23 protein-coding genes are annotated in these 24,275 nt (G+C 66.8%); 18 read left to right on the plus strand and 5 right to left on the minus strand.

Annotated features, from left to right (window positions below):
• Positions 1-32: 32 nt before the first annotated feature.
• The 3 genes from H4O11_RS09785 to H4O11_RS09795 are packed head-to-tail and all read left to right on the plus strand — an operon-like array spanning position 33 to position 3,090.
• Entirely contained in the window at positions 33-671 is a 639-nt protein-coding gene (locus H4O11_RS09785; protein ID WP_182339236.1) for a ubiquinone biosynthesis accessory factor UbiJ, read from the plus strand.
• Entirely contained in the window at positions 668-2,323 is a 1,656-nt protein-coding gene (ubiB, locus tag H4O11_RS09790; RefSeq protein WP_182339237.1) for a ubiquinone biosynthesis regulatory protein kinase UbiB, read from the plus strand. Before H4O11_RS09785 ends, ubiB begins: the two co-directional genes overlap by 4 nt.
• Positions 2,311-3,090, plus strand: coding sequence for a pseudouridine synthase (locus H4O11_RS09795; protein ID WP_425506033.1), 780 nt, complete (start codon positions 2,311-2,313; stop codon positions 3,088-3,090). The genes ubiB and H4O11_RS09795 overlap by 13 nt, the downstream gene beginning before the upstream one ends.
• A gap of 44 nt (positions 3,091-3,134) precedes the next feature.
• Here H4O11_RS09795 and H4O11_RS09800 read toward each other — a convergent pair whose 3' ends face one another.
• Positions 3,135-3,644 (minus strand): Lrp/AsnC family transcriptional regulator, encoded by a 510-nt coding sequence (locus H4O11_RS09800; protein WP_182339238.1) that lies wholly within the window; start codon positions 3,642-3,644, stop codon positions 3,135-3,137.
• On the minus strand, positions 3,641-3,916 hold the full coding sequence (locus H4O11_RS09805; protein ID WP_182339239.1) for a hypothetical protein: 276 nt from the start codon (positions 3,914-3,916) through the stop codon (positions 3,641-3,643). The genes H4O11_RS09800 and H4O11_RS09805 overlap by 4 nt, the downstream gene beginning before the upstream one ends.
• On the opposite strand from H4O11_RS09805, the gene H4O11_RS09810 reads away from it, so the two are divergent.
• Genes H4O11_RS09810 through H4O11_RS09835 form a run of 6 tightly spaced genes read left to right on the plus strand, consistent with a single transcriptional unit; the run spans position 3,915 to position 12,794 of the window.
• Positions 3,915-6,167, plus strand: coding sequence for a TonB-dependent receptor (locus tag H4O11_RS09810; RefSeq protein ID WP_182339240.1), 2,253 nt, complete (start codon positions 3,915-3,917; stop codon positions 6,165-6,167). The genes H4O11_RS09805 and H4O11_RS09810 overlap by 2 nt on opposite strands.
• A gap of 4 nt (positions 6,168-6,171) precedes the next feature.
• Entirely contained in the window at positions 6,172-7,725 is a 1,554-nt protein-coding gene (locus H4O11_RS09815) for an amino acid permease (RefSeq protein ID WP_182339241.1), read from the plus strand.
• Positions 7,722-9,161: an amidase family protein gene (locus H4O11_RS09820; protein ID WP_182339242.1), complete on the plus strand. Its 1,440-nt coding sequence runs from the start codon at positions 7,722-7,724 to the stop codon at positions 9,159-9,161. The genes H4O11_RS09815 and H4O11_RS09820 overlap by 4 nt, the downstream gene beginning before the upstream one ends.
• Positions 9,161-9,799: an FMN-binding negative transcriptional regulator gene (locus H4O11_RS09825; protein ID WP_182339243.1), complete on the plus strand. Its 639-nt coding sequence runs from the start codon at positions 9,161-9,163 to the stop codon at positions 9,797-9,799. Before H4O11_RS09820 ends, H4O11_RS09825 begins: the two co-directional genes overlap by 1 nt.
• Positions 9,796-10,788, plus strand: coding sequence for an alpha/beta hydrolase (locus tag H4O11_RS09830; RefSeq protein ID WP_182339244.1), 993 nt, complete (start codon positions 9,796-9,798; stop codon positions 10,786-10,788). Before H4O11_RS09825 ends, H4O11_RS09830 begins: the two co-directional genes overlap by 4 nt.
• Positions 10,785-12,794, plus strand: coding sequence for an alpha/beta hydrolase family protein (locus tag H4O11_RS09835; protein ID WP_246333409.1), 2,010 nt, complete (start codon positions 10,785-10,787; stop codon positions 12,792-12,794). The genes H4O11_RS09830 and H4O11_RS09835 overlap by 4 nt, the downstream gene beginning before the upstream one ends.
• Positions 12,795-12,870: 76 nt before the next feature.
• Here the strand turns inward: H4O11_RS09835 and H4O11_RS09840 are convergent, their stop codons facing one another.
• Together H4O11_RS09840 and H4O11_RS09845 are read right to left on the minus strand one after the other, a co-directional pair.
• Entirely contained in the window at positions 12,871-14,373 is a 1,503-nt protein-coding gene (locus H4O11_RS09840; RefSeq protein WP_182339245.1) for a catalase, read from the minus strand.
• A gap of 141 nt (positions 14,374-14,514) precedes the next feature.
• Entirely contained in the window at positions 14,515-15,591 is a 1,077-nt protein-coding gene (locus tag H4O11_RS09845; RefSeq protein WP_182339246.1) for an FUSC family protein, read from the minus strand.
• Between the two features lie 198 nt (positions 15,592-15,789).
• Here H4O11_RS09845 and xth point away from each other — a divergent pair, with 198 nt between their 5' ends.
• Positions 15,790-16,557 carry an exodeoxyribonuclease III gene (gene xth, locus H4O11_RS09850; RefSeq protein ID WP_182339247.1) on the plus strand — a complete coding sequence of 256 codons (768 nt, stop codon included), beginning with the start codon at positions 15,790-15,792 and terminating at the stop codon, positions 16,555-16,557.
• A 43-nt stretch (positions 16,558-16,600) separates the two neighbouring features.
• Here the strand turns inward: xth and H4O11_RS09855 are convergent, their stop codons facing one another.
• On the minus strand, positions 16,601-16,852 hold the full coding sequence (locus tag H4O11_RS09855; protein ID WP_182339248.1) for a GlsB/YeaQ/YmgE family stress response membrane protein: 252 nt from the start codon (positions 16,850-16,852) through the stop codon (positions 16,601-16,603).
• 84 nt (positions 16,853-16,936) lie between these two features.
• On the opposite strand from H4O11_RS09855, the gene H4O11_RS09860 reads away from it, so the two are divergent.
• The 8 genes from H4O11_RS09860 (at position 16,937) to H4O11_RS09895 (ending at position 24,183) form a co-directional block, all read left to right on the plus strand.
• Entirely contained in the window at positions 16,937-17,536 is a 600-nt protein-coding gene (locus H4O11_RS09860) for a 4'-phosphopantetheinyl transferase family protein (RefSeq protein ID WP_182339249.1), read from the plus strand.
• A gap of 38 nt (positions 17,537-17,574) precedes the next feature.
• Positions 17,575-18,213, plus strand: a complete 639-nt coding sequence (rsmG, locus tag H4O11_RS09865; RefSeq protein ID WP_182339250.1) for a 16S rRNA (guanine(527)-N(7))-methyltransferase RsmG — start codon at positions 17,575-17,577, stop codon at positions 18,211-18,213.
• A 111-nt stretch (positions 18,214-18,324) separates the two neighbouring features.
• Entirely contained in the window at positions 18,325-19,122 is a 798-nt protein-coding gene (locus H4O11_RS09870; protein ID WP_182339251.1) for a ParA family protein, read from the plus strand.
• The gene (locus H4O11_RS09875; RefSeq protein WP_182339252.1) at positions 19,122-20,045 is read left to right on the plus strand and encodes a ParB/RepB/Spo0J family partition protein; all 924 of its coding nucleotides are present in this window, start codon (positions 19,122-19,124) and stop codon (positions 20,043-20,045) included. Before H4O11_RS09870 ends, H4O11_RS09875 begins: the two co-directional genes overlap by 1 nt.
• Before the next feature lie 10 nt (positions 20,046-20,055).
• Positions 20,056-21,021: an NAD-dependent epimerase/dehydratase family protein gene (locus tag H4O11_RS09880; RefSeq protein WP_182339253.1), complete on the plus strand. Its 966-nt coding sequence runs from the start codon at positions 20,056-20,058 to the stop codon at positions 21,019-21,021.
• A 96-nt stretch (positions 21,022-21,117) separates the two neighbouring features.
• Complete coding sequence (locus H4O11_RS09885; RefSeq protein ID WP_182339254.1) at positions 21,118-21,840, plus strand: glycosyltransferase family 2 protein; 723 nt, start codon at positions 21,118-21,120, stop codon at positions 21,838-21,840.
• Positions 21,840-22,181, plus strand: coding sequence for a lipid-A-disaccharide synthase N-terminal domain-containing protein (locus H4O11_RS09890; RefSeq protein WP_182339255.1), 342 nt, complete (start codon positions 21,840-21,842; stop codon positions 22,179-22,181). The genes H4O11_RS09885 and H4O11_RS09890 overlap by 1 nt, the downstream gene beginning before the upstream one ends.
• A 226-nt stretch (positions 22,182-22,407) precedes the next feature.
• Positions 22,408-24,183: a DUF885 family protein gene (locus H4O11_RS09895; RefSeq protein ID WP_182339256.1), complete on the plus strand. Its 1,776-nt coding sequence runs from the start codon at positions 22,408-22,410 to the stop codon at positions 24,181-24,183.
• The last annotated feature ends 92 nt before the right edge of the window (positions 24,184-24,275 follow it).

Genomic DNA, 24,275 nt, shown 5'->3' on the forward strand with positions numbered 1-24,275 from the left:
GAACCGGGGACCGCCACGGTAGAATGCGCTGCATGCCTCCCTCCCTGCTCAAATCGCTCAAGCCGCTTGCCGGCCGCGCCCTGCAAGCCGCGCTCAACCGTGCGCTGGCACTGGACCCTGACACCCGCCAGGCAATGACTGCGCTGGATGGCCGCCATATCGACCTCACCCTGGAGGCGCCTGCCCTGGCCATGCGCATCAGCGTCGTGGGCGAACAGCTGGAAGTCGGGCCGGTGGATCATCGTGAAGCCGATCTGGCGGTGCACAGCAGCCTGGCGGGCGTGCTGGCGCAACTGCCGTTGCTGTCGCAGGCGCGCGGCGGCAGCCAGGGAAGCCAGGCCGGACGGGTCCGCGTGGCTGGCGATGCCGAGCTGGCGCGCAGGCTGCAGCAGCTGGCCACCGGTTACGACCCGGACTGGCAGCTGCCCTTCGTGCGGGTGTTCGGCGAAGTGCTGGGCGTGCAGGTGGCCAATACCCTGCGCGCGGCCCTGCAGCATGCCCGCCGTGGCGCTTCGGACCTGGCCCACACCGCGGCTGAGTTCGTCACCGAGGAATCGCGCGATGTCGTGCCGCGTGGCGAACTGGATGCCTTCCATGACGACGTGGACGTGCTGCGCGACGATGTCGAACGGCTGTCCGCGCGCCTGCAGCGTCTGCGGGGTGCCGCATGAAGGCGCTGCTGCGGGCCACCCGCATCGGCCGCATCATCCTGCGCTACCGCCTGGACGACCTGCTGCAGGACACCCCGGCGGAGCGCTGGCTGCGCTTGGCCAAGCCTTTCGTGCCGCGTGCTTCGGCCGATATCGCGGTGCAGTCGCGTGGCGCACGCCTTCGGCTGGCCTTGCAGGACCTGGGGCCGATCTTCGTCAAGTTCGGGCAGATCCTGTCTACCCGCCGTGACCTGGTGCCGCCGGACGTGGCCGCCGAGCTGACCCTGCTGCAGGACCGGGTCCAGCCCTTCGACGGCGATGCCGCGCGCCGCATTGTCGAACAGGCGCTGGGCCTGCCGGTCAGCGAGGCGTTCGCCAGCTTCGATACCGAGCCCCTGGCCTCGGCTTCGATCGCCCAGGTGCATGCCGCCACGCTGGCCGATGGCCGCCAGGTGGTGGTGAAAGTACTGCGCCCGGGCATCGAGAAACAGATCGTTGCCGATATCGCCCTGCTCAACTCGCTGGCCACCTTGGTCGAGCGTACCCATCCGCGCGCTGACAAGATCCGTCCGCGCGAAGTGGTCGCCGAAATCGAGAACACGTTGTCGGCGGAACTGGACCTGCAGCGCGAAGGTGCCAACGCCAGCGTGCTGCGGCGCTTCTGGGAAGACTCCGATGACCTGTACGTCCCCGAAGTCATCTGGAGCCACACGGCCGAACGCGCGTTGACGCTGGAGCGCGTATGGGGCATCCCATCGGATGACATCGAGGCCCTGGATCGTGCCGGGATCGACCGCGTCGCACTGGCTGCCAAGGGCGTGCGGGTGTTCTACACCCAGGTATTCCGCGACAACTTCTTCCATGCCGATGCACATGCCGGCAACATCTGGGTCGATGTGGATCCCGCGCGCCGTGCCAATCCGCGCTTCATCGCACTGGATTTCGGCATCATGGGCCAGCTCTCGCAGGAGGACCAGTACTACCTCGCCGAGAATTTCATGGCCATCTTCAACCGGGATTACCGGCGCATCGCCGAATTGCACGTGCAGGCACGCTGGATGCCCGACCACGTGCGCATCGACGAGCTGGAAGCTGCCGTGCGCTCGGTGTGCGAACCCTACTTCACCCGCCCGTTGTCGCAGATTTCGTTGGCCGAGGTGCTGCTGAAGCTGTTCCGCGTGGCCCAGCGCTACCAGCTGACCCTGCAGCCACAGCTGATCCTGCTGCAGAAGACGCTGCTCAACATCGAGGGCGTGGGCCGCCAGCTGGATCCGCAGATCGATATCTGGGCGGTGGCCAAGCCGGTATTGGCAAAGATCCTGCGCGCGCGCTACAGCCCGCGCCGGGTGCTGCGCGAACTCGGCAAGCGGGTGCCGGAGATCATGACCCATGCACCGGACATGCCGCGGCTGGTACATGCCTGGCTGAGCCAGCAGGTGGAAGGACGCCATGAGCTGTCGATGCGTTCGCGTGACCTGGCCGCCCTGGATGCGAGCATGCAGCGGCTGCAGAAGCGTGCGGTCGGCGCAATCACCGGCGTCGGCCTGCTGGCGATTGCCGCGCTGATGTACGTGCTGCAACCGCCGGGCTGGTACCTCGGCGATGCGCCGGCCTGGAGCTGGCTGTCCGGAGTGCTCGGTGCGTTCGCGTTGGCACGGGCATGGTGGCGGTGATGGCGGGCGAATCGGTGGCCGATGGACAGGCCCGCGACGAGGGGGTGGTTGCCGCTGTGGTGGAACCGCTGCAGCTGCTGCACCAGGACGACCGTCTTGCCGTGGTCGACAAACCCGCCGGCCTGATGGTCCACGACAGCAAGCTGGCCCGTGGCGAGGATGACTTCCTCGCCGACCGGCTGCGCGAACAACTTGGCAGGCCGATCTTCCTGGTCCACCGGCTCGACCGGGCAACCAGTGGTTGCCTGCTGCTGGCCTTCGACCGCGATACCGCCAGTACGCTGGGGAAGTCGTTGATGGGCGGCGAGGTGATGAAGGACTACCTGACGGTCTGCCGCGGCTGGCCGGCCGAGGAGGCGTGGCGGGTAGAGCATGACCTGGACGGCGGGCCGGGCAAGCCGGTGAAGAAGCCGGCGATCACCGATTTCCAGCGCCTGGCGACCGGCGAACTGGCCGTTCCCAGTGGTGGATTCACTACTTCGCGTTATGCGCTGCTGCGCTGCCAGCCGCAGACCGGTCGCTTCCGGCAGATCCGCCGCCATCTGAAACATCTGTCGCACCATATGATCGGCGATACCAGCCACGGCGACGGACGGCATAACCGCATCTTCCGCATGCAGGGCGTGCATCGCATGCTGCTGCACGCCGAGCGGCTGCGTTTTCCACATCCGGATGGCGGGAGGGTGGATGCGCGCGCACCGCTGGACCGCGAATTCCAGAAGGCGCTGGACCTGTTCGGATGGGACGTGCCTGCCGACGGGAGGTAGCACCGCTGGCCGGGATGTCGGTGCCCGCCGGGCATGGCCCGGCGCTACTGGTGGCCTGCCGTGGCCCGCTTCGATGACGATGCCTCCACCAGCGGATAGCCGCTGAAGGGTTTGACCTCGTCCATCAGGAACTGCGACACGATCTTCTCCACGCCGTAGTCGCCACCGAGCAGCAGGCGGGCGATGTCCTTCCAATGGTGCACATCGTTGACGATTACCCGCAGCAGGTAGTCGTAGGCACCGGAAATGCGGCTGGCCTCGACCACCTCGGGCATGCCGAGGATGCGGCGGTCGAACTCGGTGAACTCTTCCAGCGCGTGCTGCTTGAAGGCAACCAGCGCCAGGACGACGGTCGCCGAGCGGATACGGTCCACCGCCACGTGCGCGCGATAGCCGCGGATCAGCTCCCTTGCCTCCAGCGCACGCACCCGGGCCAGGCAGGCGCTGGGCGAAAGCGAGACACGTTCGGCGAGCGCCTGGTTGGTGATGCGTGCGTCCTGCTGCAGTACGTCGAGGATCTTCAGGTCGATGCGGTCGAGGGCCTTGGCAATCATGCAACTCCGGGGGCGGCACGGCGCCGCAGGTTGTTCGCTATTTGATGGCCGATCCCGCAGATTCTGCGTAATTCATCTGGAATACCGGCCACATATTCGGGCTGAAGCAGGATAACCATAATTCGATCAACAACTTGGCGCCAGTGTCGGCTCCGTTGATTCTGCTGGACAGCGGTGGCTGTTTTCACTTTCACTCCATCCCAGCCATGTTTGCCGCCGTGCAGGGGATTTGCCGGCGGCTCCGCCCATCGCCACCAGGGGTCCGTGCCCATGTCTTCGCAGCTCCATGTCCGCAAGCTGACCCGCGCCATCCGCTCCGGTTGTTGTTGCCTTGGCCTGTTCGCCACCGCGCCTGCCTGGGCGCAGGATGCGGCCCCCTCGCCCGACGGGGACCCCGCCAGGACCCTGGACACCATCGTCGTCACCGCGGGCAAGCTGAAGGAATCCGTCCGTGAGATCGCCGGCTCGGTGTCTGCGGTCACCGACCAGCAGTTGCAGGACATCGGGGCGCAGTCGCTGGCGGATTACATCCAGCGTACGCCGGGCGTGGTGTTCAACAATTACCAGCCTGGCGTCTCGAACGTGGTCATGCGTGGCATCGCCACCAGTTCGGGCAACGTGCAGGGCCAGCCGACCACCGGCTATTTCCTCAACGAAATACCGCTGACCGAGCCGGGTTGGACCATTGCCATTCCAGACATCGATGCATTCGATCTCAATCGGGTCGAGGTGTTGCGTGGCCCGCAGGGCACATTGTTCGGCTCGGCTTCGATGGGCGGTGCGGTCAATTACATCGCCAACGTGGCCGACGCCAGCGGTTTCGACGCGGCAGCCGAGGCCACGGTGAGCCAGACCAGGAATGCAGACGTCGGCTTCGCTGCCAAGGCGATGGTGAACCTGCCGATCAGGGAAGACCTGCTGGCCGTGCGCGCGGTGGCGCAGTATCGCGATGATCCCGGCTTCCTGGACAACATCGGAACCGGCAGGAAAGGATCCAACGACAGCACGCTGGACGGCGGTCGCCTGTCGATCGTGCTCACCCCCGACGAAGGCACCACGCTGACCTGGTTGAGCCTGCTGCAGGACATCGACAACGACGACAACAGCTACAGGATAGCGGGCCTCGGCGAGCTGGAGCGCAACACCGCACTGCCGGAGTTCACCACCACCAAGGTTGCCGTGCACAGCCTGCGGCTGGACCAGGACCTGGGCTTCGCCGACCTCACTGCGCTGCTGGCATACCAGAAGAAGGAGCAGGACTGGCGCTTCGACTACACCCCCGTCCGCGGTGCCTACAACGCCGACCTCGGCCTTGACCTGGCCTCGCCGCTGTACATCGACTCCGGTGGCGAGAGCCGTGGCAAGAGCATTGAGCTGCGCATGGCATCCAAGCCGGGTGGCCGCGTCGACTGGCTGGTCGGTGGCATGTACTTCGATTCCGACAAGGACGTGTACGAGCAGCTCGGTGCCGAGGGGGCTGCGGCGGCCTTCGACCGCTCAGCGTTGTATGGCCCGGGCAGCGGTGCGTTGATCGCGCCGGATGGGCAGGTCTTCAACGGCTTCTTCACCCACCTCGACGGTTCCGAGGCGGCCCTGTTCGGTGAAGCCAGCTTCCACTTCAACGCGCAATGGAAAGCCACGATCGGTGGTCGCCTGTTCCGCAACAAGGTACGCACCACCACGACCCAGGTCGGCTTCTCGACATATCCAGGCGATCCCATCGTTTCCACGCAGCAGACCGAAGAGGATGGCTTCAACCCGAAGGTTTCGCTGAGCTGGCAGCCCAATGAGGACGTGATGGTCTACGGCCTGGTCTCCGAAGGCTTCCGCTTCGGCGAGCCGAATACCGCCGGGCTCAGCGCCTATCCGGTCCCTTCGGGCTCGAAGAGCGACAGCCTGGTCAACTACGAAATTGGTACGCGTACGCGCTGGGCCGATGGTCGCCTGCTGCTGGATGCCACGCTGTTCTACGTGGACTGGAAGGACATCCAGCTGCGGCTGCAGACGCCGGACCTGTTCAATTACGCCAGCAACGGTGGCAAGGCCTACAGCCGTGGCATCGAATTCGCCGCGACCTGGCGCCCGGTGGATTCCTTTGAATGGCAAGCCGCCGCGACCTGGCAGCACGCGCGCCTGGACGAAGACCTGTTCATCCTCTACTACGGCATTGCGCCGGCAGGCTCGCAATTGCCGGGATCGGCAGACTGGACCGTGAGCAATCTGTTGACCTATCGCTTCGATGCCCGCTTCCAGCCGACGCTGTCACTCTCGCATCAGTACGTGGGCGGCGGCATCAGTGACCTCAACTCCGCCGTGCCGGGCATCCAGCCGAACCGCCAGGGCAACTACAACCTGTTCGACCTGCGCTACCGGATGACCTTCGGCACCACCGATGTCACCCTGTTCGGCAGCAACCTCACCGACAAACGTGGCATCACCCGCAGCGTGACCGAAACCAACGGTACCGGTGAAGGGTTGGTGCGGCCGCGCACCTACGGCGTGACCGTGCATTGGCGCTACTGATCCGATGGACGACAGGGTCGTGGTGAAAGTGCGCGCCATCGGACGTTGGCAACTCGCTACCCGCCGCAAGTCGCTGGAGGCGGTCGTGGCCGATGGCGAGCGCGCCGGCCTGCAGCGGCGCCTTGGTGCCGGCAGCCTGCTGGTGCTGGGGGTAGCCAACATCCTGGGCGCCGGCATCTACGTGGTCACCGGCACCGCCGCTGCCAGTTTCGCCGGGCCGGCGGTGCTGCTGGCATTCGTGCTGGCCGCGCTGGCCTGCGGCTTCACTGGCCTGTGCTATGCCGAGTTGTCGTCGGTGATTCCGGTTTCCGGCTCGGCGTACTCGTACTGCCAGGTGACGCTGGGCGAGGGCGCCGCATGGGCGCTGGCGTGGATGGTGATCCTGGAGTACCTGCTGGCCGCAGCGGCGGTGGCGGCCGGATTTTCCGGTTACCTGACCAGCCTGCTCGGCGACCTGCACGTGGATGTGCCGATGGGGTTGGCGATATCCAGCATTACGGCGAGCCAGCAGGGCGGGCATACCGAGCTGGCCTTCAGTGGCGGCGTCAATGTCGTCGCCGCGCTGGCGGTGCTGGCCGCTGCGGCGGTACAGATCGCCGGCGTGGGCCGCTCGGCGCTGGCCAACCTGGTGCTGGTGCTGATCAAGATCGCGGTGCTGCTGGCCTTCATCGCGGTCGGGTCGCAGTTCATCGACGCTTCGAACTGGCAGCCCTTCCTGCCGGCCAACGAAGGTGGGTTCGCCTACGGCTGGCCCGGCGTGCTGCGCGCGGCGGCGATGCTGTTCTTCGCCTATCTCGGCTTCGAGACGGTATCAATGGCCGCCGCCGAGGCGCGCCAGCCCCGCCGCGACGTGCCGGTGGGCATCCTGGGTTCGCTGGTGGTCTGCACCGTGCTCTATATCGCTGCCGGCGCGGTGCTGACCGGCCTGGTGCCGTTCCGTGAACTCGGCGTGCCCGATCCGGTGGCGTTGGCGGTGGACCGCATCGGCTGGCCGGGTTTCGCGGCGCTGATCAAGATCGGTGCGCTGACCGGGCTCGGCTCGGTGCTGCTGGCCAATGCGTATGGTGCCTCGCGGATCAGCCTGAGCATCGCGCGCGATGGCCTGCTGCCGGCCTTTTTCAGCCGCGTGCATCCAAAACTGGGTACGCCGTGGCTGGCCAGCGCGGTGTTCGGCAGCGCAAGTGCGTTGCTGGCCGCGCTGCTGCCGATCAGCATCCTGGGCGACCTGATCTGCCTGGGCATCGCCTCGGCCTTCATCGTGGTGTGCATCGCGGTGATGTGGCTGCGTTCGACCCGGCCGGAACTGCGCGGTGGCTTCCGCGTACCGTTGGGCGGGGTGTGGATCGGCCGCACGTGGATCGGCGTGGTGCCGATGCTGGGCATCGTGATGTGCCTGGCGATGATGGCGCCGGTGCTGGGCGACATGTTCGCGCAGGTGCGCCGGGGCGACACGTTGCCGGCCACCATCCTGCTGGCCTACGTGCTGGTGGGTACCTTCCTTTATCTCGGTTATGGCCAACGGCGCGTGCGCCGGCAACAGCAGGATCCCGACGCATGACCCTCGATGCCTTCCCCCTGGCCCAGGCGTTGCAGCTGGGCCACCTGGACGCGCATGACCAGCACGCGCTGGTGCGCCGTGGCGAGCTCTCGCCGCGCGAGCTTGCTGCAGCGGCCATCGTGCGCGCCGCCCATCTCGACCCTGCGCTGGGTGCGCTCAGCCATGCCGACTTCGACGGCGCGCTGGAACGTGCCGCGCGCGTGGACCGCAACGCCCCGATGGCGGGCGTGCCGTGGCTGCCGAAGGATTCGCTGCGTTATCCCGGCATGCCCACGCGGGGCGGATCGCGCTCGCGCAGCGGCGTGCCGGCAACCGATGCCTCGCCCTTCGTCCGGCGCTTCGATGCCGCCGGACTGGTGGCGATCGGCAAGAGCGCGATGCCGGAGTTCGGCTTGATGGGATCGACCGAGCCGCTGCTCGGGCCGGTCACGCACAATCCCTGGAACGCGGCGCATTCGCCGGGTGGCTCCAGTGGCGGTGCCGGTGCCGCACTTGCCGCTGGCATCGTGCCGTTGGCCCATGGCAGCGACGGCGCAGGCTCGATCCGGATTCCCGCCTCGGCCTGCGGCGTGGTCGGACTCAAGCCCGGGCGAGGCGCGACCGTGGCGGTGCGCGGGCGGCATGCGATCGAAGACCTGATCGTGGCCGACAGCCTGATGTCGCGCAGCGTACGCGATACCGCATGGGCATTCGCCGTCGCGCATCCGGGCGCAAGGCTGGACCTCGATGCATTGCGTCGGTCGCCAGGGCGCCTGCGCATCGGCGTGGTGGGCGGTTCACTGCCCGGCCTGGCACCGGATCCCGCGGTTGCCGCGGTGCTCGACGACGCCAGCCGCGTGTGTGCCTCGCTTGGCCACCACGTCGAGGCGACATCCCTGCCGCTGCCGGGTGGCGGGGTCTGGCAGGCGCTGTACACGCTGTGGTCGCGTCTCGGCCTGGACGCGGTGGAGCTGGCCGCGGCGCAGGGCGGCGATGGCTTCGCCGCGCAGGCACTGGAACCGTGGACGCACGGGCTGGCGCAGTACCATCGCGCACGCTGTGGCGTGGCTGAGCTGGAGCAGGCCTATGCCACGCTGGCGGCGCTGCCGGTGGCGTTCGAAGCCTTCCACCAGCGCTTCGATGTGCTGCTGACACCGACGCTGCGCACGCCACCACCGCTGCTGGGCGAACTGGCACCGGACCGCGATTTCGACGAACTCATGCCGGCGATGTTCCACTGGATCAGCTACACCCCGTTGCAGAATCTCGCCGGCACGCCGGCAATCTCGTTGCCGCTGGGGCAGGCGGGCAGCTTACCGATCGGCGTGCAGTTTGCCGCCGATCGCGGACAGGAGCCGCTGTTGCTGCAACTGGCCGCCGAACTTGAACGCGCCGCGCCATGGCGCGACCGCTGGCCTGCGGTTTCCGTGGCCACTGCATTGGAGGAAGCACACTGATGGGGCATGTCCGTGACAGCCGTTACGCCGCGCGCAGCCAGCACGACGTGCTGCGCCTGCTCGCTACCCAACCTTTCGCCTGGCTGGTCTCCGCCGGCGGCGAGGATGCCGCTTTCACGCCGCTGCCGCTACGCGCCGAATGCGATGCGCAGGGCCGGCTCGTGGCATTGCGCGGCCATCTGGCGCGGCGCAATCCGCACGTGGCGCGCCTGCGCCGTGATGGTCGCGCGCAGGCGCTGGTGATGGGGCCGCATGCCTATGTGTCGCCGAGCTGGCTCGACGACCGCACCCAGGCACCCAGCTGGAACTACGCCGGTGCCATGTTCGACCTGGACATGGTGGTGAGCGAGGAGGAGGACGATATCCGCGCCGAGCTGGATGCCCTGGTCACCCAGATGGAAGGCGGGCGCCCGCGTGCCTGGGCGCTGGCCGAGATGGGCGAGCGCTATGCACGCCTGGCTGCTGGCGTCAGCTCGCTGCGTGGCGTCGTCCGCGAAGTCCGCGCCACCTTCAAGCTCGGCCAGGACGAAGCACCGCATGATCTGGCACAGCTGCTGGCCGGCCTGCAGGCCGGGGGCGAGCAGGCGTTGGTGGAGTGGATGCGCGATTTCGCCGGTGATGCAGGGGACCGCCCATGAGCCGCAGCCTGGAGGCGCTGGACCCGCAGATCCGTCGATTCATCGAAGACGTCTGCCGCGAAGGTGCGCGACTGCGTGGCGGGCGCGAGCTGGGCTGGCCCGAGCGCAGGATCATCGCCGCGCAGGCGCGGGGGCCGTGGCGTGACGGCGGGCCGCGCATGCGGGAGGTCAAGGATGTCCGCATTCCCTCGCCGCACGGTGAGTTCGGTCTGCGCGTGCTGCATCCGCAGACGGTCGCCAGCACGCCATCGCCTGCACTGGTGTACCTGCATGGCGGCGGCTGGTGCATGTTCGGGCTGGATACGCATGATCGGCTGCTGCGCGAGTACGCCGATGCCGCCTGCCTGCCGGTGGTGGCGATCGATTACAGCCTGGCCCCCGAGCATCCGTACCCTGCCGCGCTGGACCAGGCGGTGATCGCGCTGGACTGGCTGCGTGCGCAGGCCGCAGGCCTCGGCATCGATGCCGGACGGCTTGTGCTGGCTGGCGATTCAGCTGGTGCCAATCTTGCCGTGGCCACCACGTTGCGCCTGCGCGAGGCGGGCCGGCATGACTGCATTCGCGCGCTGGTGCTGAACTACGGCGCCTGGACACCGGTACTGTCGGACATCGCGCGGCAGGCGCTGGGCACCCCCGAAGACATGCTCAGCGGCGCGGAGATGGACGAGTTCTGGGCTGCCTACCTTGGACCGGACGCCGACAGCGTGGCCGGTCCGTTGGCGGCCCCGTTGCAGGCCGCGTTGCATGCGTTGCCACCCGCCCTGCTGCTGTGGGGCGACCGCGACGTGCTCGCCGAGCAGAACGCCGATATGGCGCAACGGCTGGCCGAGGCCGGCGTGCACACCCGCACGCAGGTGTATCCCGGTGCGCCGCACAGCTTCATCGAGGCGATGGCGGTTTCCGACCAGGCGCGCGACGCGATCCGCCGTGGCGCCGAATGGATGCGCCATCATCTACGGTTGCCTACCCTGCAAGGACATCCCGCATGATGCCGACGCTGCACCGGATCCTCGCCTGCCTGTTGCTGACCACCACGCTGCCGGCGTTCGCTGCCGCAGGAGCGGCGTCGAGGGTGCCGGTGGTGCCGACACCGGAGCAGATCATGGCACTGCGGGTGGTCGGTGATCCACAGATCGATCGCGCGGGGCAGTGGATCGCCTATACCGTCGGTACGCCGCAGGCACAGGGCAAGCCGCCGCGCAGCCGGGTCTGGCGTGTTCCCGCGACCGGCAAAGGCACCCCGTACGAACTGCAGGCACCGGACGCGGCAAGCGATGAGCATCCGCGCTGGTCTGCCGATGGCCGCTACCTGGATTTCATCTCCAACCGGCCGCTGCCCACGACGGAGGCAACGTCCGGCCTGGCCGCCGGGCAGGTGTGGCGCGTGGACGCGCATGGCCATGCCGCCACGTTGCTGACGCGCGCCAGCGGGGATGTCAGTGCCTTCGAGCTGTCGCCTGACGGCACGCGGATCGCCTACCTGATGACCGACAGAACCGACGCGGCCACCACCGCGGCGCGGGAGGCGAGGGACGATGCGGTGCAGGTCGAGCATACGGTGCAGTTCTCGCGCGTGTGGTTGCGTGACCTGCGCGGTGGCGATACCCGCGTGCTGACCCCGCCCGGCATGCAGGTGCATGACCTGGCCTGGTCGCCCGACGGTCGCACGCTGGCGCTGCGGGTCTCCGACGGCACCACGCTCAATGACTACTGGTATCGATCACGGGTGATGCTCTTCGATGCCGACAATGGCGCGCCCGGCCCGGTGCTGGAGCCGCGCGCCTCGGCGCACGCATTGCAGTGGTCGCCAGATGGCACCCGGCTGCTCTACGGACATCTGGGTGAACATGGCATGGTTGCCGACATCACCGTGCATGCCATCGACAGCGGCCATCGCGTGGTACTGGGCGCGGACTGGAATGGCACGCTGTGGAGGGCCCGCTGGCAGGACGACCGCAGCGTGGTCGGCCTTGGCCAGCGTGGCGTGCGTGGCACGTTCCTGCGCCTGGACGCCGCCACCGGCGGCTGGAAGGAAGTCGCGCGGCCGCAGGTCCCGTTCGCATCGTTCACCACGTCGCCCGGCGGCCGCAGCGCCTACCTCGGCATCCGCGACGACCAGCCCGCCGAAGTATGGACGCTGGACGGCGGCAAGCTAGCCGCCCGCACCGACCACCATCCGGAAGTAGCCGGCTGGGCGCATGGCCGGGTGCGCGAGCTGGAGTGGACGTCGTCGCGCGATGGGCTGCACATCACCGGACTGCTGGTAACGCCGCCCGGCTGGACGCCCGGCACGCCGTTGCCGACCCTGGTGCAGGGCCATGGCGGCCCGGCATGGGCGTGGTGGTCGGGGTGGTTGGGTTCCTGGCACGACTGGGCACAGTTGCTGGCCACGCATGGCTATGCGGTGTTCCTGCCAAACCCGCGCGGTTCCGAAGGCGGTGGCCACGCGTTTGCCGAAGTGGCCCGCAACGACTGGGGCGGTGCCGATTTCCAGGACATCCTCGATGGCCTGGACATGCTGGAGAAAGAGGGGGTGGTCGACCCGCAGCGGTTGGCGATGGGTGGCTGGAGCTACGGTGGCTACATGTCGGCATGGGCGGTAACGCACAGCGATCGCTTCAGGACCGCGATCGTCGGTGCCGGCGTGATCGACATCGGCGCGATGGCGCTCACCACCGACACGCCGGACTATCTGCCCGGCTACTTCGGTGACCCGGTGACCCAGCGTGCCGCCTACGATGCACGTTCGCCGATCCGTTACGCAGACCGGGTCAAGGTGCCGGTGCTGATCCTGCATGGCGAGCAGGACAAGCGGGTGCCGCTGTCACAGGGCGACATGTTCCATCGCGCATTGAAGTTCAACGGCACGCCGGTGGAGATGGTCACCTATCCGCGCGGTCCGCACTGGTTCTTCGAGACCGCGCACGGGCGCGATGTGCAGCAGCGCGTGCTGGACTGGCTGGACAGCCAACTGGGCGTGGAGCGGACGGACTGATGGGCCCGCCCGCAACCGCCGGTCCACCCGCACCGGGTGCGGGTGGACGCCTGCCATGCATCGTGGTGCCTGGCCCTCAACCTTCGCCCATGCCCTCGGCCGGTCGTGGTGCACTGCCAGCACGCACCTGGTCTTCGATGCGTTGGCCCACGCCAGGATCGATGCTCTTCCAGTAGTCGAAAGCACGTTCCAGCACGGGGCTGCGCACGCCGCCCAGCAGGCTGCCTGCAACCTGGTCGACCAGCGCTTGGCGCTGGGCGTCGTTGAAGACGTCGCGGACCAAGGTACCCGGCTGCGTGAAGTCATCATCCTGTGCATGCAGGGTATAGGCGCTGCGGACCAGTTCGCCGTCGGCTTCCCAGCCATCCTCCACCGGTCCGGTCTGGTCGGCCCACGGGCGGCCGCCGCTGTTTGCCGCGTACACCGGCGCGTTGCCGCTATGGTGGTAGGCCATCTGTCCATCGAACAGGTAGCTGTTGACGGGAACCTTGGGCTGGTTGACCGGCAACTGGTGGAAGTTGGTGCCGATGCGATTGCGTTGCGCATCGTTGTAGGCAAACGCACGGCCCAGCAGCATCTTGTCCGGCGACAGGCCGATCCCCGGCACCGTGTTGCCCGGCGAGAACGCGGCCTGTTCGATCTGGGCGAAGAAATTCTCCGGATTGCGGTCGAGCGTCATGGTGCCGACCCGGATCAACGGGTAATCCTTGTGTGACCACGTCTTGGTCAGGTCGAACGGATTGAAGTGGTAATCCCTGGCCTCTGCATAGGGCATCACCTGCACCGACAGGATCCAGCGTGGATGCTCGCCGCGGGCGATCGCATCGAACAGATCCCGGCGATGGAAATCAGCATCGTTGCCGGCTTTCTCCGCTGCCTCGGCATTGCTGAAGAACGCCATTCCCTGCTCGGTGTGGAAGTGGTACTTGACCCAGAACTTCTCGCCAGCGCTGTTGATCCACATGTAGGTATGTGAACCATAGCCATTCATGTGCCGCCAGGTACGCGGCAGGCCACGCTCGCCCATCAGGTAGGTGACCTGGTGCGCCGTCTCCGGATTGCTGGTCCAGAAATCCCATTGCATGTGGTTGTCGCGCAGGCCGGAATCGGGAAGACGCTTCTGGCTGCGGATGAAGTGCGGGAATTTCATCGGATCGCGCACGAAGAACACCGGCGTATTGTTGCCGACCAGGTCGTAATTGCCTTCGTCGGTGTAGAACTTCAATGAAAATCCGCGTACGTCACGCCAGGTGTCCGGGCTGCCCGACTCGCCGGCAACGGTGGAGAAACGCGCCAGCATGTCAGTGCGAGCGCCCTTCTGGAACAGGGCCGCCTTGGTATATGCGGAAACGTCCTCGCTGGTCTCGAACACGCCGAACGCGCCTGCGCCCTTGGCATGCGGCTGGCGTTCGGGAACTTTTTCGCGGTTGAAGTGCGCCATCTGCTCGAGGAAGTGCACATCGTGCAGCACGATCGGGCCGTCGGCCCCGATGGTGAGGGAGTTGCGGTCACTGGCTGCAGGTGCACCGGAACCGGTGGTTGATCCGGATGGCGATGGATTGTCCTTGGCTTGACTCATGGCTCTGCTCCGCGGAGTTGGATGTGGGGGCAATGTGGCTATGTATTCATCAGTCTGCTCTTCGGTATCCCTGGTTACAAATTGATAGATCAAATAGCGATGACAGGTAGTGCGCGCTGTGTTCCCGTCGAATGATGCGGTTCAGGGGAGACTGGCCGGGCGGCTGCGCACCCAGTGTTCGACCAGCAGCAACCCCATGGCAATGGCCGTGCCCAGCAGCGTGTCGATCACTCGATCGCCGACCACGATGAGCGGTTCTGCCTCCTGTCCCGTTGCCGCGATGACCAATGCCAAGGGAGTGATGAAGAGCAGGCCGAAAGCGTAGTTGCGGGTGATCACGACTTCGATGGCGAACTGCAGCAGGGCAATGGTGAGCACCAGCCACAGTCCGATGGGCTGGACCTGCAGGATCAGCCAGAAGATGCCCACGCCAAGCAGGGTACCGAGGACCCGATGGAGGGAACGGGTGATGGTTACGTGCATGACAGGGCTGGCCTGCAGGACGACCCCGGCCACCAGCGCCACCCAGTAGGAGCGATGCACGCCGAGCGGCAGGCTGATCATGCCGGCAAGGGTGACCGCAGCGATTACCCGGATCATGATGAGCGTCGATTCGCGGTCAAATGACGTCCGCGGATACAGCCTGCCCAGTCTCGTGGCCGGCCCTTCCGTGCGCCGCACGCAGGGCAGGAGCAAGGGAGAGACCGCCACCAGCACGGCGGCGGCTGCGCCCACGGCCACCATCGCCGGGATCATCAGCTGCTCGATGGGGTTGGCGGATGATGCCGCCATGTGGCCGCTGAGGCCCGCTACCAACACGAAGAACATCGGGCCGGGCGGCCCAAGCCGTATGCTGAAAGTGATGGTGCACGCCAGCGTCGCGACGAATACGAGGCAGATGGCCAGCAGCCATCCATTGACCGAACCCAGCACGCCCAGCATGGATGCCAACACGAAGCCCAGGCCAATCAGCGGCAGCAGCTTCAGGCGCTCGCCCAGGCGCAGCCGATCGCCATACAGAACGGTGAAGCCGCCGAGCAGGGCGATCAATCCGAGCTCCTGGTGGCCGGCCAAGGTGAACACCGCAAGTGGCAGGCCCGTGCTCAAGGCCGCCACCAGCCCCATGCGCCACCGCCATGGAGCGGGATGCAACGTGTACAGGCTGCGCCACAACTGGCGCCACGTCGTCGTTGGCTGGCGTGGTGCAGGGGTTGTCATGATTGGAAACATCGCTGGTGACAGAAGGGGGGCGGCGCGGACATCCGGGAAGCGGCTCCATGCAGTATTGACGGCTTATCATGGGCGGGTGCCCGCACAGCCCAGTGACGCTGGCGGAGGTCGCATTGGGCGCCAGGAGCGGATGCTCTCCGAAGAGTATTCTTTAAATATCAATGAAAACTGCCAGATAAGCCGAATATGCGCATCGCCTCGTGGAACGTCAATTCGCTCAATGTCCGCCTGCCGCACCTGGAGCAATGGCTCAAGGACTTCGGTCCGGACATCGTCGGCATCCAGGAAACCAAGCTGGAGGACCACCGGTTCCCGGACGCGGCCCTGGCCGGTGCCGGTTATCGCAGCGTGTTTGCCGGACAGAAGACCTACAACGGCGTGGCGTTGCTGTCGCGCGAGCCGGCGCAGGACGTGCAGATCGGTATTCCCGGCTTCGAGGATGAACAGAAGCGCGTCATCGCCGCTACTTTCGGCGACCTGCGGGTGATCAACCTGTACGTGGTCAATGGCCAGGACGTGGGCACCGACAAGTACGCCTACAAGCTGCGCTGGCTGGAAGCGGTGCATGCATGGATTGCATCGGAACTGCAGAAGTACCCCAGGCTCATCGTGCTGGGTGACTTCAACATCGCCCCGGACGAGCGCGACGTGCATGATCCGCTGGTCTGGAATGAAAACCACATCCTGACGTCCACCGCCGAACGGGGTGCGTTGGGCAAGCTGCTGCAGCTGGGCCTGCACGATGGCTTTCGCCTGCACAATGACGAGGCGGGGGTGTTCAGCTGGTGGGATTACCGCGCCGCCGGTTTCCGGCGCAACCTGGGCCTGCGCATCGACCTGACCCTGGTTTCCGACGCGCTGAAGGATGTGTCGCTGGCTTCGGGCATCGATCGCGAGCCGCGTACCTGGGAACGCCCCAGCGACCACGCGCCGGCGTGGGTGCAGCTGCGCTGAGCCCCGGGTAGCGCCGAGCATGGCTCGGCGCTACAGGGACGCCTCAGCGTATGCTCTTGCGGGTGAACAGGTTGACGATTGCCAGCAGGATCACCGCGCCGATCAGCGAGAACAGGAACGTGCGCAGGGTGATGGCATCGTTGATGCCACCGCCGAACAGGAACCCGGCAAGCAGCGCGCCGACGATGCCGACCACGATGTTGAGGATGATGCCCTGCTGGGCATCGCGCTTCATGATGATGCTGGCCAGCCACCCTACGATGCCGCCTACGATCAACCAGATGATGATGCCCATTGCTGCGTCTCCTCTCCTCAAGGGCCTTCAGTTGACGCGTTCACCCGTGAAACCGCCGTGCAGTCGCTCCGGCCGGGCAGGGCCATGAGCCTGCCAGCCACCCTCGACGGCCCCTGGCATTTCGGCCCGGTCACGGTCTGGCGGCGCGTGCATGCGCCCGGCGACCGCGGCGAGCCGCAGGCCCGGCAGGTGCTGGCCGAAGCGCTGGGCGCGGAGCCGCAGGCGTTGCCGCTGGTGCGCGATCCCCGTGGCCGCCCGGAGTTCGCCGGTCCGCTATCCCATCTGGGCACCGGATGGAGCCACAGTGGCAACGTGCTGTTGGTGGCACTGGGTGAAGGCGTGCGGCTGGGGGTGGACCTGGAGCTGCTGCGGCCGCGGCCGCGGATGCTGGAAATCATCCAGCGCTTTTTCCACCCGGCCGAGATCGCATGGCTGGAGAACCTGTCCGGCCCGGAGCGCGAACACTGGTTCTTCCGTGTGTGGTGCGCCAAGGAGGCGCTGTTGAAGGCGCATGGACAGGGCATCTCGTTCGGGCTGCATCGCCTGCAGCTGGCCCCTGCGGCCGATGGCGCCCTGCACCTGCAATGGTGCGATGCGGCCCTGGGCGATGCCGCACGCTGGCAACTGCGCGAATGGCAGGCCACCGACCTGTTCCGTGCCGCGCTGGCCTGGCATGCCTGTTGAGGCGATCCAGCCCGGGCGAAACCGGCGATAATGCCTCCATGAGCGAACACAACCTTCCGCCAGGCGTCGACGACACGCTGCAGCGTGGCCTGGCAGGGCTGGGTCTTGCCGCAGGGCTGGCACCGCCGCTGCTGCGCTACCTGGCGCTGCTGCACCGTTGGAACCAGACCTACAACCTCACCGCGATCCGCGATCCGCAGGAGATGGTCACCCGCCATCTGCTGGATTCGCTGGCCATGCAGCCGCATGTGGCCGATGGCAGCCTGGCCGACCTGGGGACCGGACCCGGGCTGCCGGGCATCCCACTGGCGATCGCCTGCCCGGGATTGCGCGTCACGCTGGTGGAAAGCAATGGCAAGAAGGCGCGCTTCATGCGCGAAGCCGTGCGCCAGCTGGGGCTGGCCAACGCCCGGGTGGCCGAATCGCGCGCCGAGGCGCTGGCTGAGCCGGGCCAGTACGACCAGCTGACCGCGCGCGCGATGGATACGCTGGAAGGCATCGTGCGCGTCGGTGGCCACCTGCTGCGCCCCGGTGGCGTGCTGCTGGCGATGAAAGGCGTATACCCGCACGAAGAGATCGCCGCGCTGCCGGTCGGCTGGAGCGTGCGCGACGTCGTGCCGCTGCAGGTGCCCGGACTGGCCGGAGAGCGCCATCTGGTGACCGTTACGGGTCCTTGAACCGCCCCGCCTGCCCTTGTCGATAAAGCGGGGGGCGACGCGGGATTTCCGCCCGGGGCCGGTTGTACGCATAATGACCAGCCCCAGCAACCGTCGACGAGGCTCATCCGCATGGCCCGCATCATCGCCATCGCCAACCAGAAGGGCGGCGTCGGCAAGACCACGACTGCCGTCAACCTGGCTGCCGCCCTGACCCAGGCTTCCAAGCGGGTCCTGCTGGTCGACCTGGATTCGCAGGGCAACGCGACCATGGGCAGCGGCGTGGACAAGCGCGAGCTGGAGGCATCGACCTGCGACCTGTTGCTGGGCGAAAGCACCGCAGCCGATATCCGGGTGAAGTCCGCGGAAGGCTACGACCTGCTGCCCGGCAACATCGACCTGACCGCCGCCGAGATCCAGCTGATGGGGCAGGGCGAGCGTGAGCAGCGCCTGAAACGCGCATTGGCGCCGGTCCGCGACGACTACGACTACATCCTCATCGATTGTCCACCGGCGCTTTCGCTGCTGACCTTGAATGCATTGGCCGCGGCCGATTCGGTGCTGGTGCCGATGCAGTGCGAGTACTACGCACTGGAGGGCCTGAGCGCGCTGGTGGAAACCATCGAAGCGCTGCGCGGCGACCTCAATCCGGTGTTGGAGATCGAAGGCGTGCTGCGCACCATGTTCGATGTGCGCAACAACCTGGCCAACGCGGTGTCCGGGGAGTTGACCGATCACTTCGGCGACCTGGTGTTCCGTACCATCGTGCCGCGCAACGTACGCCTGGCCGAAGCGCCCAGCCATGGGCAGAGCATCGTCGGCTACGACCGCAGTTCGCGCGGTGGGGTGGCCTACCTGGGCCTGGCCAGCGAGATCATCCGACGCAACAACGAACGCAACAAGGCCGCCAAGGCCGTGGAGACTGCCTGATGACCACCAAGCCCGCTGCAGGGAAGAAGCGTGGCCTCGGCCGCGGCCTGGACGCCCTGCTGGGACCGAAGGCATCGGTAAGGCAGGTGCAGGCCACTGCAGTGATCGAACCGCTGCCCGGTGAAGTATTGCGCAAGCTGGCGGTGGGCCAGCTGCAGCCCGGCAAGTACCAGCCGCGGCGCGAGATGGACCAGGCCAAGCTGTCCGAGCTGGCCGACTCGATCAAGTCGCAAGGCGTGATCCAGCCGATCCTGGCGCGCCAGTTGCCGGGCGGCAGCTACGAGATCGTTGCCGGTGAACGTCGCTGGCGCGCTTCGCAGCTGGCCGGGCTGGACGAAGTGCCGGTGGTGGTGCGCGAGCTTGACGATCGCACCGTCATCGCGATGGCGCTGATCGAGAACATCCAGCGCGAAGACCTCAACCCGCTGGAAGAAGCCGAGGCCCTGCAACGGCTGATCAGTGAATTCACCCTGACCCATGCCGAAGCCGCCGAAGCGGTCGGCCGCTCGCGCGCGGCGGTGTCCAACCTGCTGCGCCTGCTGGAGCTGCCGGTGGCGATCCGCGTGCTGCTGGAATCGCGCCGGCTGGAGATGGGACATGCCCGTGCGTTGTTGACGCTGGCACCGGAACTGGCTGGCAAGCTGGCCCAGGAAGCCGCCGATGAAGGTTGGTCGGTGCGCGAAGTTGAACGCCGCGCGCAGGCCTTCGCCGCCGGGAAGGTGCCGAGCAACCGCCCGCAGGCCGCGCCCCGGTCGGCGCCGCAGGCCGACATCGCCTCGCTGGAAACCGAACTGAGCGAATCGCTCGGCACCAAGGTGGCGATCAGCCACGGTCGTGGCGGCAAGGGCAAGCTGGTCATCCATTACACCGACCTGGATACGCTGGACGGTGTGCTGGAAAAGCTGCGCGCGCGCCGCGACTGAAGGACCCGGCATGACGATCGTGCTGACCGGTGCAGCGGGGTTCATTGGTGCCTACACGGCGCAGGCACTGTTGCAGGCCGGCCACGCCGTGGTTGGCCTGGACAACTTCAACGATTACTACGATCCGCAGATCAAGCGGGACCGCGTGGCGGCATTGTGCCCGCAGCTGGACCTGCGCCACCTTGACCTGACCGATCGTGGCGGCATGGCCGCATTGTTCGACGAGGTCCAGCCGACGGCGGTGATCCACCTGGCCGCCCAGGCCGGCGTGCGCTATTCGCTGCAGAACCCGCAGGCGTACGTCGACAGCAACCTCAGCGGCTTCGTCAACATCCTCGAACTGTGCCGGCACCGCGGCGTGGCGCATCTGCTGTATGCCTCCAGCAGTTCGGTCTATGGCGATTCGGCAGTACCGCCGTTCTCCGAGGACCAGCGCGTGGACCAGCCGCGTTCGCTGTACGCCGCGACCAAGGCCGCCAACGAGCTGATGGCCCATGCCTACGCGCAGCTGTATGGCCTGCATGCGACCGGCCTGCGCTTCTTCACCGTGTACGGCCCCTGGGGGCGGCCGGACATGGCGCCGCTGCTGTTCGCGCGCGCGGTGCTGGCGGGACGGCCCATCGACGTGTTCAACGAAGGCCGCATGCAGCGCGACTTCACACATGTTTCTGACATCGTCGCCGGTATCCTTGGGGCCCTCGCGCATCCCAGCGACGAGACGGTGCCGCACCGCGTGTTCAACCTGGGCAACCATACCCCGGTGGAACTGGAGCGGTTCATCGCCGTGATTGAACAAGCTGCTGGCCGCCCCGCGCAGAAGGTCTACAAGCCGATGCAACCGGGGGACATGGTCCGCACCATGGCCGATACCCGTCGCGCACGCGACGCATTCGGCTACGAACCGGTCATGCCCATCGAACAGGGGATGCCGCCGGTCGTAGCGTGGTGCCGCGACTATTTTGGCCAGCAAGCCTGAAAACACCGACGCTGGGACGGCCTGGTTCATCTTCGGATAACCTCGGCTACGGAAAATGCGCGCTCGTTGTCCTGCCCTTTCCTGGCTGAGTCCCCCATGAGCCATCCCGAACTGTCCGTCGTCGTCCCGGTGTTCAACGAACGCGACAACGTCGCCCCGCTGGTGGCGGAGATCACCACCGCGCTGCGCGGCCACCTTCCATTCGAGATCGTCTACGTCGACGACCATTCCCGCGATGGCACGCTGTCGGTACTGCAGGAACTGAAGGCCACCACCCCGGAGCTGCGCGTGCTGCACCACGCCAGCCAGAGTGGCCAGAGCACGGCGGTGCGCACCGGCGTCAAGCATGCACGCGCCGAGTGGATCGCAACGCTCGACGGCGACGGCCAGAACGACCCGGCCGACATTCCCAGGCTGCTGGCAGCGCGTGCCGCCGCGGACCCGCAGGTGCGCCTGTTCGCCGGCTGGCGGACCCACCGCCAGGACAGTGGCAGCAAGCGCTGGGCAAGCCGGTGGGCCAATGCGATCCGGGCACGGATCCTGCACGACGATACGCCCGACACCGGTTGCGGCATCAAGCTGTTCGAACGCGCCGCGTTCCTGGACCTGCCGTACTTCGACCACATGCATCGCTACCTGCCCGCCTTGATGCAGCGCGCCGGATGGAAGACCGCATGCGTGCCGGTCAACCACCGCCAGCGTACCGCCGGTGTTTCCAAGTACAACAACCTGGGCCGTGCACTGGTCGGTATCCGTGACCTGCGCGGGGTGGCGTGGCTGATCGTGCGCAGCAAGCGCACTGCCGTGGAAGAGTGCTGATGGAGCTGCATTGGCTCGACCAACCGCTGGCCTGGCTGTACTGGACCGGACTGCATGTGACCGGCTGGAAGCTGATCGGCTATACCGGTGCGGTGATGTTCGGCGGCCGCTGGCTGGTGCAGTTCATCGCCTCGCGGCGTGCCGGCAAGCCGGTCATACCGCGCCTGTTCTGGTACATGAGCGTCGTCGGCAGCCTGATGACCCTGAGCTACTTCCTGTTCTCGGCCAAGCAGGATTCGGTAGGCGTGCTGCAGAACCTGTTTCCGGCGTTCACCGCGCTGTACAGCCTGTACCTGGACGTCAAGCACCGGGGCTGGAAGCGCGACAAAGCCACGCATTGACGCCGCGGCAACGCAAAGGCCGTAGCGCCGAGCCATGCCCGGCGGATCGCACGTGGCATGGGCGGTTCCGTGCCTTGGCGAAGGCCACTGCGCTCGCCGGGCACGGCCCGGCGCCACCGAAGGATCGGTGTGCAGGGAAAGGCCGGGTCCGGTGACGTTCGACCCATGTCGCCGCTGGCCAACGGTGCCATCATCGGTGGCCTGCCATCCCGGGAACCTGCCACTCGTGAAAACCCGTCTTGCCGTTGCCCTGCTGCTCGCCCTTGCCTCGCCTCTCGCCACCCATGCCGCTCCTCCGGCAGCGGCCGCTGCTCCTGCCGGGCTCGCCAATGAGAGCGCTGCCGATGCCGCCTTCCGGGGGATCTACGAGAAAGAGTGGGCCTGGCGCCAGGCCGGCGGCGGCGAGGCGAGCGAAGACGGCGATGCGCCGGAAAGTGCCGCGCGCATGCCCGACGTCGGTCCCGCCGCGCAGCAGGCCCGCTTGAAGGTATGGGACGATGTGCTGGCACAGCTGGACCGCATCGATGCCAAGGCCCTGGCGCCGGTCAACCAGGTCAACTTCGCGGTGTACCGCGACCAGGTGTTCAACCTGGCCCAGGATGTGCGCCTGCGTACCTATGAGATGCCGTTCAATTCGGACTCCTCGTTCTGGTCCAACCTGTCCTTCATGGCCCGGCGCGACATGAAGACCGCGCAGGACCATCGCAACTACATCGCGCGCCTGGATGATGTGCCGCGCTACTTCGACCAGCAGACCGACAACATGCGGGCCGGCCTCAAGCGCGGTTTCAGCGTGCCGCGTGCCGTGCTGGATGGACGCGAGGTGTCCATCGCCAACGTCGCCGAGCTGAAGGATCCCACCGAATCACCGCTGTATGCGCCTTTCAGGAAGCTGCCGGCCAGCATCCCGGCGGCTGAGCGGGAACAACTGCAGGCCCAGGCACGCGAGGCCATCGCCGGCAAGGTGATCCCGGCCTTCCAGCAGTTGCGCACCTTCTTCGTGCAGGAATACGTGCCGCAGGCACGCACCACCCTTGCCGCCGAGGCGATGCCCGGCGGCAAGGCCTTCTACAAGCAGCAGATCCACGAATACACCACGCTGGACCTGTCCCCGGACGAGATCCATCGCATCGGCCTGGGCGAAGTGGCGCGCATCCAGAAGGAGATGGACGCGATCATCCAGCAGGTCGGGTTCAAGGGCAGCTTCGACGAGTTCCTGACATTCCTGCGTACCGATCCCCGGTTCTACGCCAAGACCCCGGACGAACTGCTGCACCGCGCGGCCTGGATATCCAAGCGCGTCGATGCGGTGATCGGCAAATACATGACGTTGCCGCGTGCGCGCTTCACCATCGTGCCGGTACCGCCGGACATTGCCCCGTTCTGGACCGCCGGGCGCGGTGGCATGGGCACGTATTGGGTCAATACCTACAACCTGCCGGCCCGCCCGCTGTACAACCTGCCGGCGCTCACGCTGCATGAGTCCGATCCGGGCCACGCGCTGCAGGGGGCACTGGCGGCCGAGCAGGGCGAGCTGCCGGAGTTCCGCCGCAACAGCTACATCTCCGCCTACGGCGAGGGCTGGGGACTCTATTGCGAGAAGCTGGGCGTGGAGATGGGAATCTATGAAACACCTTACGAAGATTTTGGTCGCCTCACCTACGAGATGTGGCGTGCGGCGCGGCTGGTGATCGATACCGGTGTGCACAGCAAGGGCTGGACGCGTGACCGGGCGATCGCCTACCTGCGCGACCACACCGCGCTGAGCGAGCATGAAGTGACCACCGAGGTGGACCGCTACATCTCCTGGCCCGGGCAGGCGCTGAGCTACAAGCTGGGTGAGATCGCCATCGTGCGCCTGCGTGCGCAGGCCGAGCAGGAGCTCGGCGACAAGTTCGACGTCAAGGCTTTCCATGACGCCGTGCTGCAGCAGGGATCGGTGCCGTTGCCGGTGCTGGAACAGCAGATCCATGCGTTCATTGCCGAACGCAAGAAGGCCTGACCCGGCTCCTGGCGCAGCGGGGCCAGGCCCTGCTGCGCGGCGCACCGGTTCACGACACCCGGCTCGACATCACGCACCCTGGTGGACGGCAG

The organism is Stenotrophomonas tumulicola, assembly GCF_014117215.1.
Taxonomy (GTDB): domain Bacteria; phylum Pseudomonadota; class Gammaproteobacteria; order Xanthomonadales; family Xanthomonadaceae; genus Stenotrophomonas; species Stenotrophomonas tumulicola.

Excerpts from the sequence above, each read along its gene's own strand:
- H4O11_RS09805 (WP_182339239.1), bottom strand. The coding sequence starts at position 3,916 with ATGGGCACGGACCCCTGGTGGCGATGGGCGGAGCCGCCGGCAAATCCC.
- H4O11_RS09820 (WP_182339242.1), top strand. The coding sequence starts at position 7,722 with ATGACCCTCGATGCCTTCCCCCTGGCCCAGGCGTTGCAGCTGGGCCAC.
- rsmG (WP_182339250.1), top strand. The coding sequence starts at position 17,575 with ATGAGCGAACACAACCTTCCGCCAGGCGTCGACGACACGCTGCAGCGT.
- H4O11_RS09835 (WP_246333409.1), top strand. The coding sequence starts at position 10,785 with ATGATGCCGACGCTGCACCGGATCCTCGCCTGCCTGTTGCTGACCACC.
- H4O11_RS09875 (WP_182339252.1), top strand. The coding sequence starts at position 19,122 with ATGACCACCAAGCCCGCTGCAGGGAAGAAGCGTGGCCTCGGCCGCGGC.
- H4O11_RS09810 (WP_182339240.1), top strand. The coding sequence starts at position 3,915 with ATGTCTTCGCAGCTCCATGTCCGCAAGCTGACCCGCGCCATCCGCTCC.
- H4O11_RS09870 (WP_182339251.1), top strand. The coding sequence starts at position 18,325 with ATGGCCCGCATCATCGCCATCGCCAACCAGAAGGGCGGCGTCGGCAAG.
- H4O11_RS09785 (WP_182339236.1), top strand. The coding sequence starts at position 33 with ATGCCTCCCTCCCTGCTCAAATCGCTCAAGCCGCTTGCCGGCCGCGCC.
- H4O11_RS09815 (WP_182339241.1), top strand. The coding sequence starts at position 6,172 with ATGGACGACAGGGTCGTGGTGAAAGTGCGCGCCATCGGACGTTGGCAA.
- ubiB (WP_182339237.1), top strand. The coding sequence starts at position 668 with ATGAAGGCGCTGCTGCGGGCCACCCGCATCGGCCGCATCATCCTGCGC.
- H4O11_RS09795 (WP_425506033.1), top strand. The coding sequence starts at position 2,311 with ATGGTGGCGGTGATGGCGGGCGAATCGGTGGCCGATGGACAGGCCCGC.
- H4O11_RS09840 (WP_182339245.1), bottom strand. The coding sequence starts at position 14,373 with ATGAGTCAAGCCAAGGACAATCCATCGCCATCCGGATCAACCACCGGT.
- H4O11_RS09860 (WP_182339249.1), top strand. The coding sequence starts at position 16,937 with ATGAGCCTGCCAGCCACCCTCGACGGCCCCTGGCATTTCGGCCCGGTC.
- H4O11_RS09890 (WP_182339255.1), top strand. The coding sequence starts at position 21,840 with ATGGAGCTGCATTGGCTCGACCAACCGCTGGCCTGGCTGTACTGGACC.
- H4O11_RS09825 (WP_182339243.1), top strand. The coding sequence starts at position 9,161 with ATGGGGCATGTCCGTGACAGCCGTTACGCCGCGCGCAGCCAGCACGAC.
- H4O11_RS09800 (WP_182339238.1), bottom strand. The coding sequence starts at position 3,644 with ATGATTGCCAAGGCCCTCGACCGCATCGACCTGAAGATCCTCGACGTA.
- H4O11_RS09855 (WP_182339248.1), bottom strand. The coding sequence starts at position 16,852 with ATGGGCATCATCATCTGGTTGATCGTAGGCGGCATCGTAGGGTGGCTG.
- H4O11_RS09845 (WP_182339246.1), bottom strand. The coding sequence starts at position 15,591 with ATGACAACCCCTGCACCACGCCAGCCAACGACGACGTGGCGCCAGTTG.
- xth (WP_182339247.1), top strand. The coding sequence starts at position 15,790 with ATGCGCATCGCCTCGTGGAACGTCAATTCGCTCAATGTCCGCCTGCCG.
- H4O11_RS09830 (WP_182339244.1), top strand. The coding sequence starts at position 9,796 with ATGAGCCGCAGCCTGGAGGCGCTGGACCCGCAGATCCGTCGATTCATC.
- H4O11_RS09885 (WP_182339254.1), top strand. The coding sequence starts at position 21,118 with ATGAGCCATCCCGAACTGTCCGTCGTCGTCCCGGTGTTCAACGAACGC.
- H4O11_RS09880 (WP_182339253.1), top strand. The coding sequence starts at position 20,056 with ATGACGATCGTGCTGACCGGTGCAGCGGGGTTCATTGGTGCCTACACG.